Consider the following 12937-nt stretch of genomic DNA (forward strand, 5'->3'; position numbering starts at 1 on the left):
CGGGGTGGGTGGGGTTCAGTGCAAGTCGACCACGCGGCCGCTGGCGGCCGCCTCGGCGATGGCTTCGGTCACGCGGAGATTTTGCAGGCCGTCGCGCGCGCTCACCAGCGGGGTGGTTTCGCCGCGCACCACGGCGCCGAAGTGTTCGATCTGGTGCTTGAGCGGGTCGTCGCGCACCATGCCCACGGTGCCCACCTCAAACGGTTTCCACCACGAGCGGTCTTCGTCGCGCGGATAGGTCTTGAGGCGCATGGTTGGCACCGAGAGGCTGCCGTGGGTGCCGGCGACCACGTAGCAGTCTTCGTCGTCGCAGCTCGCGTAGGCCTTGTTTTCTTGCGAGGTCTGCTCCCAGCTGCGTGGGCAGGCGGCGGTGTCGCTGAGCATGAAGCTGCCCAGCGCGCCGTTGGCAAAGCGCAGGTTGATGGCCACGGTGTCTTCCACCGCGAAGCCGCGTATGGCGCTGGACGCGAACGCCTGCACGGCCACGATCTCGCCGCACAGCATGCGCAGGTTGTGCACCTCGTGGATCATGTTGATCAGGATCGGGCCGCCGCCAGCCTCGCGGCGCCACGGGCCGCCGTCGAAGTAGGCGTCGGGCTTGTAGAAAGTGGCGCTGCCCATGACGGTGACCAGCCGGCCGAGCTGGCCGGACTGCACCACCTGCCGGGCCTTGGCCATGATGGGACTGTGCGCGCGGTGGTGGCCGATCAGCACCCGGGCGCCGCTGCGCTCGACGGCGTCCACCAGCGTCTGGCCTTCGGCCACGGTGGTGGCGATGGGTTTTTCCAGCAGGATGGGCAGGCCTGCGGCAATGCACTGCAGCGCCTGCGGCACATGCAGCGAATTGGGCGTGGCCAGCAACAGGCCATCGGGCCGGCCCTGGGCCAGCAGCTCGTCGATGCTCGCGTACAGCGGCACACCGGCCTCAGAGGCCACAGCGGCGGCCGCAGGAGAAGGGTCCACCACGGCCGACAGCGCGCACGTCGGGCTGGCCAGCAGCACACCGATGTGGGCCTGACCGATCAGGCCAGCACCGGCAACGGCAATGCGGGTCTTGGGCATGGTGGAGAGAGATTCGTGAAAGGTTGTCTGCCAGCTCCGAATGCGGAACCGGCAGACACGAAAGAAGGAAGGCAGGAAGGCGGCGCGAAATGACTTCACCCAGCAGGCGCCGCGGAACCGGCTTAGCCGGGCCGCCAGCGCCGCCCCCTTGAGGGGGTCACGGCCCCTTAGGGCCGTGGCAGGGGTGGGTCAAATCACTTCCGCAGCTTGGCCAGTTCGCCCATGACTTCGTTGACCGTGGCTTCACCCACGGTGGCGGAGTACTTGGCGATCACGGGCTGCATCTTGGTGCGCAGCTTGGCCACTTCGGCCGCCGGGAACTGGCTGATGGTCATGCCGTTTTGCTTGAGCAGGTCCAGGTTCTTGGCCACGGCGCCGCGTGCGGCTTCGCGCTGTGCCTTAGCGGCTTCGTCAGACGACTCGTCGATGATCTTCTTCTCGGCGGGGGTCAGGCTGTCCCAGACCTTCTTGCTGAAGATGACCGATTGCGGGTTGTACTGGTGGTTGGTCAGGGTGATGTGCTTCTGCACTTCCCAGAACTTGTTGGACGCGATCACGGAGACCGGGTTTTCCTGGCCGTCGATGGCTTTCTGTTCCAGCGCGGCGTACACCTCGGGGAAAGGCAGCGGCGTGGGGTTGGCGCCCAGGGCCTTGACCCAGTCCACGTTGATCGGGTTGGGGATCACGCGCAGCTTCAGGCCTTCAATGTCTTCCACCGAGACGATGGCACGCTTGCTGTTGGTGATCTGGCGGTAGCCCAGTTCCCAGTACGACAGGCCGACGATGCCCTTGGCTTCGAGCAGGGCGTGCATCTTTTTGCCCACGGGGCCGTCCACGATGGCGTCGGATTCCTTTTCGTTGGCGAACAGGAAGGGGAAGTCGAAAATCGCCAGTTCCTTGGCTTCGCTGGCCAGGATGCCGCTGTTCATGACGGCCATTTCGATGGTGCCGCCCTTGAGCGCGGAGACCACGGCCTGGTCGCTGCCCAGCGAGCCGTTCAGGAAGATGTTGACCTTCAACTTGCCGCCCGACTTGGCTTCCACGGCGTCCTTGAATTTCTTCATGCCGGCGACCGCGGGGTGACCTTCGGGGCCGTTCAGACCGAACTTCAGGGTGCGTTCCTGGGCTTGCGCCACACCGAAAGCAGCCACGGCCAAGGCGGCCACCAGGGTTTTGAGCATCAGACGTTTCATGTTGTCTCCAGAGGGATGAGAAAAGTACGCAGAAAAAGGGGGCCACCTGCGGCGTACCAGACACGGGTGGCGAAGGAAAAACAGGCGGGTCAGCCCGCGAGCCAGCGCGCCGGGACCGTCACGATCTCGGGGAACAGCACCATCAGGAACATCAGCAGGAACTGCGCGATCATGAAAGGCCACACGCCCTTGGTGACGTCGTCCATGCTGATCTTGCCGACGCCGGCCACGGTGTTGAGCACGGTGCCCACGGGCGGCGTGATCAGGCCGATGGCGTTGTTCATGATGAACAGCACGCCGAAGTAGACGGGGTCGATGCCGGCTGCCTTGACGATGGGCATCAGCACCGGGGTCAGGATCAGGATGGTGGGCGTCATGTCCATCGCGGTGCCCACGATGATCACCAGCAGCATGATGGCGGCCATCAGCACCTTGGGGTTGTCCATCAGGGGGGCCAGCAGCTCCACCAGCTGGGCCGGCAACTGGGCCACGGTGATGAGCCAGGCCGAGACCATGGCGGCCGCCACCAGGAACATGATCACCGAGGTGGTCTTCGCCGCGGCGAGGAACAGGCCGAACAGCTGGCTCCACTTGAGTTCGCGGTACACGAACATGGAGATCACCAGGGCGTACACCGCCGCGACCACGGCCGCTTCGGTGGGCGTGAACACACCGAACTTCAGGCCCACGATCACGATCACCGGCAGGCCCATGGCGTAAGCCGCCTCCTTGAGGGCATGAATCACTTCACCGCTGTTCTTGCGGGCGGGCGGGGTCACCATTTCCTTGCGCGCCACCCACCACCAGGTGAAGCACAGCGCGGCCGCCAGCATGACGCCGGGGGCAATGCCGGCCAGGAACAGCTTGGAGATCGACACGTTGGCCGCGACGCCAAAGATCACGAAGCCGATCGAGGGCGGGATGATGGGCGCAATGATCGAGGCCGAGGCCAGCAGGCCGGCAGAGCGGGCCTTGTTATGGCCAGCGTGCACCATCATCGGCAGCAGCAGGGCCGAGAGTGCCGCGGCGTCGGCCACGGCCGAACCGGAGAGCGCGGCCATGATCACGGCGGCCATGATGGCCACGTAACCCAGGCCGCCGCGCACGTGGCCCACCAGCGACATGGCGAACAGCACGATGCGCTTGGACAGGCCGCCGGCGTTCATGATTTCACCGGCCAGCATGAAGAAGGGCACCGCCAGCAGCGGGAAGCTGTTGGAGCCCTCGATCAGGTTCTGCGCCAGGATCTGCGAGTCGAACATGTCGAGGTGCCACATCAGCGCGGTGCCGCTGATGAGCAGGGAGAACGAGATGGGAATGCCGATCGCCATCGCAGCGATCAGGGCACCCAGGAAGATGGCAATGGTCATGTGGTGTCTCCGTGGGGCTCAGATCAGGGGTGGGGGTCGCCGTGGGGCATGTCGTCCGACTCGCGGATGCCGATCAGTTCGTTGTCGGCCATCTGGCCGGAGAGCAGGCGCCAGAGGTTGAAGACGAGGATGGGCGCGCCCAGGATGGCGAAGACCATGCCGCTGGCGTAGAAGTAGCCCATTGAGGTTTCCATGACGGCGCTGGTGGACTCCCAGTTGACCTTCACCTGTTCCAGCGAGCCTTTGAAGATCATCCCGCAGATGAGCAGCATGGCCACCAGGCTGGCGCCCAGACACAGCTTCTGTCCGGCCCGTGGCAGGCGGGAGATGAGCGAGTCGGTGCCGAGGTGGGCGCGTTCGTTGAGCGCCACCACACCACCCAGAAAGGTCATCCACACGAAGAGCCAGCGTGACAGCTCTTCAGAGAGGGTGATGCCGGAGTTGAAGCCATAGCGCATGACAACGTTGCCAAACACCATGATCACCATCAGCACGAGGCTGACGACCATGAGCACCGACAGTGCCCGGCAGTATTGGTCAAGAATTTTCTGGATCACGGTGTGTCTCCTGGTTGTTCTGAGTCGTAAATGTACGAACTGGTTAGTTTTTATAAATCAGGGATTACCCTAATTTTTACCGCCGTTCATCCGCCTGTTTCTTCGCTGGGTCCCCTTTGGGGCGTCATTTCCTGACGAAGCGCACCACCATGTCCACCACGGCCGCGCGCCGGTGTGTGGCCACGGCCTGGGTCGCAAAATCGCGCTTGAAAATCAGGCCAAAGGTGTGGCGGTTGGAGACGTTGAAAAACGTCAGCGCCGAGATCGAGGCGTGGATGTCGATCGGGTCCAGACCCGGGCGGAACGCGCCGCTGGCCACGCCACGCTCGTACAGCTTGTGGATGGACGAGATGGCCGGCACGTTGAGCTGCTGGATGCTTTTGCTTTGTGCCAGGAACTGGCCGCGGTTCATGTTTTCCGAGACGACCAGGCGGATGTAGGTCTCGTTGCCCGCGTGGTGGTCGAAGGTGAATTCCACCAGGCGGCGCAACGCGGCCTCGGGTTCCAGGTCGTCCAGCTTGAGCTGGCCTTCGATCTCCCGCATGCGGCGGTACGACTCCTCCAGCACGGCCAGGTACAGGCCTTCCTTGCTGCCGAAGTAGTAATAGATCATGCGCTTGCTGGTGTGCGTGGCGGCCGCGATTTCGTCGATGCGCGCACCCGCCAGCCCCTTCTCCGCGAACTCCGCCATCGCCACTTCCATGATGTTGGCCATGGTGCGTTCGGGGTCGTTGGTGCGCGTGGGCTCCTTCACTGCAAGCGGCCTGGCGCGAACCCCTTGTCTCCGGGAATGTACTGGTTCGTTCATTTCGGCAGTATAGGATCAAGGTGCGCACGGCGGGCCCTTTTCTGTGGGTTCGGGTTGCCCGGAATCAGACCAGCGGCACGGTCAGCCGTTCAATCACCGGGCCGGTCTGCGGGCGCACGCCGCGCCACCAGGCGAAGGCCTCGGCGGCCTGTTCCACCAGCATGCCCACGCCGTCGGCGAGCTGGGACACCCCGGCCTGCTGGGCCAGGCGCAGGAAGGGTGTGAGGCCCTTGCCGTAGGCCAGCTCGTAGGCCAGCGCGCCGGGCGCGAACACCGCAGCGGGCACCGGCGGCAGCTCGGCGCGCAGGCTGGCCGAGGTGGCGTTGAACACCACGTCGAACTGCTGGCCCACCAGCTCGGCATATGCGCAGGCGCTCACCGGGCCGTGGGCGGCGGCTTCCTTCGCCAGCGCTTCGGCTTTGTCCAGCGTGCGGTTGGTGATCACCAGACTGGCCGGCTGTTGCTCCAGAAAAGGCAGCAGCGCGCCTCGCGCTGCGCCACCCGCGCCGAGCAGCAGCACCCGCTTGCCCTGGAGCGCACAGCCCAGGTTGTGGGTGACGTCACGGGTCAGGCCGACACCGTCGAAGTTCTCGGCGATCACGCGGTCGCCGTCGAACTTGAGCGCGTTCACCGCGCCGGCCATCTGCGCACGCGGTGAACGCTCGGTGGCGCAGGCGAAGGCGTCGAGCTTGAAGGGCGCGGTGACGTTCATCCCACGGCCGCCCGCCGTGCGAAAGGCGGCCATGTCGGCCGCGAACTGGCCGATCCGGCCTTCGATGCTGCTGTAGACCATGTCTTGTTGCGTCGCCTCGGCAAACAGGCCGTGGATGAGTGGCGACTTGGTGTGACCGATGGGGTTGCCGATCACGGCATAGACGTCTGTCATGGTGGGCTCCAAAACGGGGTGGGTTACTGGGCAAACAGCACGCCGTCGGCCTGCAGGGCGGCGATCTCGCCGGCGCTGTAGCCCAGGGTGGCCGCCACCTCGGCGTTGTGTTCACCCAGGTCGGGCGCGACCCGGTGGATGGTGGTGTCGCAGTCGGAGAAACGGAACGGCAGGTTGGGCAGGCGCAGCTTGCCGTAGCGTGGGTGGTCCTGCTCCTGGACCATGCCGCGCGCCTGGATCTGCGGGTCGTTGATGACGTCGTCGATGCGCTGCACCTTGGCCGATGGCACGTCGATGCCGTCGAGCAGGGCCAGCACCTCGGCCACGCTGCGCGCCGCTACCCAGGCTTTGACCGCTGCGAGGATCTCCACCCGGTGTTCATTGCGGCCGTTCAGGCTGTGGAAGCGTGCGTCGCCACCGAAGCCGACGGGGCCACCGTGTTGTTCCAGCATCGCGGCGAAGCGCTTCCAGGCGTCGTCCACCTGAGCGGCGATCACCAGGTCGCCGTCGCTGGCGCGGAACACGCCGTAGAGCGTGGAGGTGGGCATGTCGTGCCCGGTCTGCTGCGGCAGCACGGTGCCGCCCGAGAGCGTGTAGCACTGCACCGCGTACTCGTGCATGGAGACCAGGGTGTCGTACAGCGCCATGTCGATGTGCTGGCCCCTCCCGCTGGTGACGCGGCCGAGCAGGGCGGCGTTGATGGCGGCCACGGCGTGGATGCCGGTGTACATGTCGCCCAGTGAAATGCGCAGCAGCGGCGGCGCTTCGCCGGGGTTGCCCACCATCTGCATGATGCCGCTCTTGGCCTCGGCGATCAGGCCGAAGCCGGCGCGGTGGGAGTCCGGCCCGGTGTGGCCGTAGGCCGAGATCGAGCAGTACACCAGCTTCGGATTGCGCGCCGAGAGTTCGGCAAAACCCAGGCCCAGTTTGTCGAGCGCGCCGGGGCGGTAGTTCTCGATGAACACGTCCGCGCTGTCGCACAGCTTCTGCATGAAGGCCTTGCCGCGCGGGTCTTTCATGTTGACGCTCACGCCCTGCTTGCCCATGTTGAGCTGCAGGAAGTAGCCGCTGGACTTGTCGTCCAGGACGTGTGCGTGCTGGCGGCCGGCGTCACCGGAGCCGGGACGCTCGACCTTGATGACTTCGGCGCCCAGCGCGGCCAGGCAGCGGCCCACGTAGGGGCCCGCCAGGAAGTGGCTGTAGTCGATGACGCGGATACCGGCGAGGGGAAGGGCTTGGGTCATGGTGGGCTCGCGTTTCGCTCAGAAGGCGCCTGGACGGCGGGGGATCATCAGGCGGTGTTCGCCCTTGTGAACCGTCTGGCCATGTTGGTTGATGAGTTCGGACGGCAGGATCACGATGCCCCAGCCCGGGCGGCTCTTGCTGGCGCGCAGGCCCGTCACGGTGAACTTCACGTGCAGCGTGTCGTTGATCTTGATGGGCAACAGGAAGTCCCAGGTCCAGCCCAGCGACATGCCGGGCAGGAAGCGGTACTCGCTCTGTGTCTTCAGGCCGTCGGCGATGGACAGGCCCAGCAGGCCGTGCGCCACGCGGGTGCCGAAGGGCGTGGTCTTCGCGTAGTCCTCGTCGATGTGCACGGGCGTGTAGTCGCCGGTGAGCACGGCGTAGGCGTTGATGCGCTCCTCAGTCACCTCATAGGTCGGGCTGACGCAGACGTCGCCTTCGGCAGCGTCGTCCCAGTATTTTTCGGGCGTGTTGAAGGAGATGACGAGTGGGGTGAGTTTCATGGTCGGTGCTCGCTGGAGAGGGTTCAGGCGCGGGGTTTGACGGCCAGGGCGGCGGCCACGCTGCCGGGCGCGGCCTGGATCAGCTCCACGGCCAGGCCGTCGGGCAGCTGCAGCCAGTTGTGGCCTTGCGGCAGGGTCTTCACGCCCCAGGGTTCGGCGGCTTTCAGCGCGACCTCCAGGTCGTCCACCATCACACCCAGGTGGGCCAGCCAGCCCGCGTCGTTGCTCGGGGGTGCCTCGAAGCCGGGTGTGGCCATGAGTTGCATGCCGCCCAGCGTCCAGTACTGGCGCGGGTCGTCGGTCGGGCCGTCGATCTCGCGCACGTCCATGCCCAGCACCTCGTAGAAGAATTTGATGTGCCAGTGGATGTCTTTGACGCGCACGGCCACATGTTCGACATACGCGCGGGTAGGGGGTGTGAAAGGTGTTGTCATGGGATGTCTCTCGATGAAGTTATTGGGGCAAGGCTGTTTCGCCGCCGGGCCGCCCCAAGGCGAAACGCGCCCCCTCGGGGGGCAGCGACCCGCGCAGCGGCGGAGCGTGGGGGAGGGCATGTTCGATGCCCTTGATGCAGGCGACGAGGGTCTGGTTGACCGGGGTCGGCACACCGCAGCGCTGGCCCCAGCGCACCACCGCGCCGTTGATGAAATCGATCTCGGTGACCGAGCCTTTTTCCAGGCTCTGCAGCATGGAGGTCTTGAAATCCGCGGGCAGGCCAGCGCTGGCTTTCCGCCACGCGTCGCGTGGGTCGGTGAAGCTCAGGCGCACGCCGCTCGCGGCGGCCACGTCCATGGCTTCTTGCACCGCAGCCACCGCCGTGGCCTCGATCTCGGGGATCTGGTAGAGCGGGCCGTAGCTCAGGCGGGTGATGCCGCTCACCGCGCCGGTGGACACGTTGATGAGCAGCTTGTCCCACATGGTGCCCATGATGTTGTCGCTCACCGTGGTGGCCAGGCCGGCCGCGTTGAAGGTGGCGGCGATGCGCTGCGCGCGCTCGCTGAGGCTGCCGTCGAGTTCGCCGATCAGCGTTTCTTTGCCTTCGGTGCCGCTGATGATGTGGCCCGGCGCCAGCATGACGCCGCCCACGTAGGTCTTGCCGGCCAGCACGTGATCGCGGCCCACGATCTGCGCCAGCACGTCTTCATGGCCCAGGCCGTTCTGCAGCGAGAGCACGGTGGTGTGTGGGCCCACGAGGTTGGTGGCGGCGCCCATGGCGGCTTCGGTGTGGAAGGACTTGACGAGCACGATCACCAGGTCCACCGGCGCCAGGCCTTGGGCGCTGGTGGCGGCGGTGGTTTTCACCACCTGTTCGCCGGCGGGCGTGCGCATCACCAGGCCGTGGCTGTTGATCGCGTTCACCTGCTCGGCGTTGCGGTTGATCAGCACCACCGTGTTGCCGGCCTGCGCCAGCGTGCCGCCGATGGCACAACCCAGAGCGCCTGCGCCCAATACCGCGATGTTCACTGTCTGTCTCCTGTGGAATGGGGCGGATTCTGGGTGGCCCTCCACATTACGTCTATCGAATGAATTCAATACACTGCATTGCATTCTTCAATACACGAACCCACACATGAGCCAGGACATTCCACTGATCGACATCAGGCTGCTGCGGCTGCTGGACACGCTGCACAGCACCGGCAGCGTCACCCGCACCGCCGAGCTGCTGGGCCAGAGCCAGCCAACCATCAGCATCGGGCTGGGCCGCTTGCGCGAGCTGCTGGGTGACCCGCTGTTCGTGCGCACGCCGCAGGGCATGCAGCCCACGCCGCGCACCGACGCGCTGATGGGCACTGTGCGCGAGGTGCTTGACGGTTTGCGCCGCCTGTCCGAGGCGCAGGCGGGCTTTGACCCCACCACGGCCCGGCGCGGGTTTCGCATCTTCATGACCGACGCGAGCCACATCACCTTGCTGCCGCGCCTGTTCACCCATGTGCGGGCGCTGGCGCCCCACGTGCAGCTGGAGGCGGCCACGATCCACCCGGGCATTGCCCGCGCGCTGGAGTCGGGTGAGGCCGACCTGGCGCTGGGGCTCATCCCCCGCCTGGACGCGGGTTTTTTCCAGCAGGCACTCTTCATTCAGGACTGGGTCTGCCTGGCCAATGCGAGGCATCCGCGCATCCAGGGGCGTCTCACGCTGGCCCAGTACCGGCGCGAGTCTCACGCGGGGATCGTGTCGGGGACGGGTCAGTTGCTGCTGGAAAGGGCCATGGCCGAGCGCGGCGTGGAGCGACAGGTCAGCCTGAAGCTGCCGGGTTTTCTGGGCCTGTCCGCCATCCTGTCCACGACCGACCTGCTGGCGACGCTGCCTCGGCACATCGGCGAAACCCTGGCCCGTTCGGCCGGCCTCCAGGTGCTGCCGTGCCCGGTGCCGATCCCCACCTTTGTGGTCAAACAACACTGGCTCGCCCGGTTTCAGCACGACCCGGCCAACCGCTGGTTGCGCGGGGTGTGCGCCGAGCTGTTCATGGACACCACACGGGTGATGTCGGCACACGACACGGAGGTGTCATCCTGAAACAAGAAGGCGCTCATCGCCAGCGCCGCCGCCCCGTGGCGCAGGTGGCCATTGGGGGCGCCGACCGACCAGCGGATGCCCAGGTTTTGCGGGTTTACCCTGTACGATCCCGCTTTGTCTTCGCCTGGTTGTCCTTCCCGAACAGCCTCTTGCCATGCCCACTGCCACCGCCCACGCTTTTGCGTCGTCCTTCCCCAACAGGCCCGTTGAAAGTCCGCCCGAGCCCTGGAGCGGCCGGATCGATCCCGACGGCCTGAAGCGCCCGGGGGGCTTGCTGATTGCGGCGCTGATGCAATGCGCGGCAGAGCGGGACCTGTCGCTGGGTGAACTGGCCGCTGCCATGGGCGTGAGCTACTGGAGCCTGAGCCAGCTGCGCATCGGCTTTCGGCCCATCGAGTCGCTGGACGACGATGTGGCCCAGGGCAGCGCCGTGTTGCTCGACCTTCCTTCGTTGACTGTTGAGATGCTGGCCGGTCTGGTCGAGCCGGCCGACGCGCTGGCGTCGATGCCGCTGACGGGCGAAGACATCTGGCACGTGCGCCAGTTGCTGGACACCGAGCCGGCCGATCTGGTGCTGCTGCCACCGGCCAACCGCTCGCGGCCCCTGCAGTCGCTGAGCGTGGACGAGCTGGCGGTGTTGCATCAGGGGCACGGCGGGAACGCCTCGGTGAGTGAGGCGGTGCGCGCCGAACTGGCCTGCCGCCCGCTGTCGAAAACCGAGCGCCTGCGGGCCGCGCTGGGTGCGAACGCCGAGGCTGCCGCTGAGCCGTCTCCAGCGGCCCCGCATCAACCGCCCATCCTGCGTTGTGTGTGTTGCCAGAAGCGCCTGCGCATTCCCTTGCTGGACAGCCCGGGCGAGGTGCGTTGCCCGACCTGCCAGACCGAGTACGCGGTGCACTGGCAGGCGTCGGTGTGCTTGGTGCAACGCATTGAGGTGCTTGAGGCCGAGGACCACGCCGACGAAGACGAGGAGGGCGATGAAGCGTTGGCGGACGGCAGCACCGAAGCCACGCCGTGGTCCGTGTTGGGCCTGGAAGAAGACAGTCCCTGGGACGCCGTGGAGCGCGCCCGCCGCGCGTTGCTGCAGCAATACCACCCCGACCGCCTCGGGCATGTGCCGCCGCTGGTGCAGAAGCTCGCCGAGCGCGAGTTCAAGCGCGTGAGCGAGGCCTACGACACGCTGCGTTCGCAGCGTTAGCGAACGGCTGGCGGACGCCGATCAGGCGGCCGTGAAGTGCGCTGCGTCCATGACCTTCAGGTCTTGGGCCACGAGCGGTGCGAAGTCCATCTGATCGAGGATGTCGCGCTGCAGATCGATGCCGGGCGCGATCTCGAACAGCTCGATTCCCTGAGCGGTGAGGCGGAAGCTGCCGCGCTCGGTGAGGTAGAGCACCTGCTGACCGCGCACCAGGCCTTGGGGGCCGCTGAAGGTGATCTGGTCGACCTGCTTCACCAGTTTTTTCACGCCGCCTTGCTGCAGCACGCGCATCTGGCCGTCGCCGGTTTGCAGCTTCACGCCCTTGGCCGCGAGCGTGCCGCAGAACACCAGCTTCTTCGCGTTCTGCGCGATGTCGATGAAGCCGCCGGGGCCGACGGTGACGCCGCCCAGGCGCGAGACGTTGACGCTGCCTTCGGCGTCGAACTCGCCGAAGCCGAGGCAGGCCACGTCCAGCCCGCCACCGCCGTAAAAGTCGAACTGCGTCGCCGCGTCCAGCATGGCCGTGGCGTTGCGCGCGTAACCGAACAGCACGCCGTCCATCAGCGTGCCGCCGTAGGTGCCGTGTTCGATGGTCTGGTAGACGCGGTGCTGCTCGTTGCGCACCGCGATCAGCTTGGCCACGGCGTCGGGCACGCCCACGCCGTAGTTGATGACCGGGCGCGGCTTGCCGGTGTTGAAGAGTTCCACATGCGCACGGCGCGCCACGGCCTGGCGTTCGCTGAAGGCCTCCTGTGACGCCGCGAGTTCGCGTGCGTGGTCTTCCGTTTCGCTCGCGTGGCGCGCGGCGCCGGTGAGTTCACCGCTGAAGGCCGGGTCGAACGGGATGTTGTAGCTGGTCTGCTGCGCCGGGTCGACCACGATGACGTCCACCCAGGCGGCGGGAATGCGAACCTCGCGCGCCTTGAGCGCGCCTTTCGGCAGGCGCTCCTTCACCTGCACGATCACCGTGCCACCGCTGTTGCGCGCGGCCAATGCGAGCGACTGCGCATCGAGGTTGGCGGCTTCGTGTTCGAAGCTGATGCTGCCGTCTTCATCGGCGGCGCTGGCGCGCACGATGGCGACGTGGATGGGGAAGGGCTTGTAGCGCAGCCACTCGCGGCCGTCGATCTGGATCACTTCGGCGAGCTCGTCTTTCGCGGCATCGTTCATGCGGCCGCCGCCAAAGCGCGGGTCGCAGACCGTGCCCAGGCCCACGTGGCTGATCAGGCCGGGGCGTCCCGCGCCGATCTCGCGCATGAGCTGGCTGCTCACGCCGCCGGGCAGGATGTAGGCCTCGATCTGGTTGCTGAGCGCCAGCTGTTGCATGGCCGGCGACCAGACCCAGTGACCGCCGATGACCTTCTTCACCAGGCCCTCGTGCGCGAAGCAGTTCATGCCCTTGGTCTTCTTGTCGCCGATGCCCAGCGCGTGCATGAGCGTGAGCTTGCGCGGAGCCTGTGTGGCGAGAAAGCGCGCCTGCACGGCCTCGAACAGATGTGCCGCCTCCATCAGGCCACCCCCGCCGCCCATCAGGCCCACGGTGTCGTTGTCCTTGATCAGGTTCGCTGCGTCGGCAGCGCTCATGAACTTGCTGTTCATG

Annotated in this window: 13 protein-coding genes; 2 read left to right on the forward strand and 11 right to left on the reverse strand. The window is 66.3% G+C overall.

The window, feature by feature from the left end; genetic code table 11:
* Positions 1-15: 15 nt before the first annotated feature.
* The 10 genes from B0E41_RS20045 to B0E41_RS20090 form a co-directional block, all read right to left on the reverse strand.
* A complete protein-coding gene (locus tag B0E41_RS20045; RefSeq protein WP_077333729.1) occupies positions 16-1062 on the reverse strand; it encodes a Gfo/Idh/MocA family oxidoreductase in 1047 nt (348 codons plus the stop codon).
* 194 nt (positions 1063-1256) lie between these two features.
* Positions 1257-2255, reverse strand: a complete 999-nt coding sequence (locus B0E41_RS20050) for a TRAP transporter substrate-binding protein (protein ID WP_077333731.1) — start codon at positions 2253-2255, stop codon at positions 1257-1259.
* Positions 2256-2344: 89 nt separating this feature from the next.
* Positions 2345-3625: a TRAP transporter large permease subunit gene (locus B0E41_RS20055; protein WP_077333733.1), complete on the reverse strand. Its 1281-nt coding sequence runs from the start codon at positions 3623-3625 to the stop codon at positions 2345-2347.
* Between the two features lie 23 nt (positions 3626-3648).
* On the reverse strand, positions 3649-4182 hold the full coding sequence (locus B0E41_RS20060) for a TRAP transporter small permease (protein WP_077333735.1): 534 nt from the start codon (positions 4180-4182) through the stop codon (positions 3649-3651).
* A gap of 124 nt (positions 4183-4306) precedes the next feature.
* Entirely contained in the window at positions 4307-4990 is a 684-nt protein-coding gene (locus tag B0E41_RS20065; protein WP_077333737.1) for a TetR/AcrR family transcriptional regulator, read from the reverse strand.
* Between the two features lie 64 nt (positions 4991-5054).
* Entirely contained in the window at positions 5055-5876 is an 822-nt protein-coding gene (gene aroE, locus B0E41_RS20070) for a shikimate dehydrogenase (RefSeq protein ID WP_077333739.1), read from the reverse strand.
* Between the two features lie 23 nt (positions 5877-5899).
* Entirely contained in the window at positions 5900-7120 is a 1221-nt protein-coding gene (locus B0E41_RS20075; protein ID WP_077333741.1) for a CoA transferase, read from the reverse strand.
* A gap of 18 nt (positions 7121-7138) precedes the next feature.
* Positions 7139-7624: a MaoC family dehydratase gene (locus B0E41_RS20080; protein WP_077333743.1), complete on the reverse strand. Its 486-nt coding sequence runs from the start codon at positions 7622-7624 to the stop codon at positions 7139-7141.
* Between the two features lie 23 nt (positions 7625-7647).
* Positions 7648-8058: a VOC family protein gene (locus B0E41_RS20085; protein WP_077333745.1), complete on the reverse strand. Its 411-nt coding sequence runs from the start codon at positions 8056-8058 to the stop codon at positions 7648-7650.
* Between the two features lie 19 nt (positions 8059-8077).
* A complete protein-coding gene (locus tag B0E41_RS20090) occupies positions 8078-9088 on the reverse strand; it encodes a ketopantoate reductase family protein (protein WP_077333747.1) in 1011 nt (336 codons plus the stop codon).
* A gap of 106 nt (positions 9089-9194) precedes the next feature.
* Between B0E41_RS20090 and B0E41_RS20095 the strand changes: the two genes are divergently transcribed.
* Both B0E41_RS20095 and B0E41_RS20100 read left to right on the forward strand, forming a co-directional pair.
* On the forward strand, positions 9195-10139 hold the full coding sequence (locus B0E41_RS20095) for a LysR family transcriptional regulator (RefSeq protein WP_077333749.1): 945 nt from the start codon (positions 9195-9197) through the stop codon (positions 10137-10139).
* 154 nt (positions 10140-10293) lie between these two features.
* Positions 10294-11337, forward strand: a complete 1044-nt coding sequence (locus B0E41_RS20100) for a J domain-containing protein (protein ID WP_143433926.1) — start codon at positions 10294-10296, stop codon at positions 11335-11337.
* Positions 11338-11358: 21 nt separating this feature from the next.
* Here B0E41_RS20100 and B0E41_RS20105 read toward each other — a convergent pair whose 3' ends face one another.
* Positions 11359-12936, reverse strand: coding sequence for a CoA-transferase (locus B0E41_RS20105; RefSeq protein ID WP_077333811.1), 1578 nt, complete (start codon positions 12934-12936; stop codon positions 11359-11361).
* Position 12937: the final 1 nt, after the last annotated feature.

The organism is Hydrogenophaga sp. A37 (assembly GCF_002001205.1).
Classification (GTDB): domain Bacteria; phylum Pseudomonadota; class Gammaproteobacteria; order Burkholderiales; family Burkholderiaceae_C; genus Hydrogenophaga.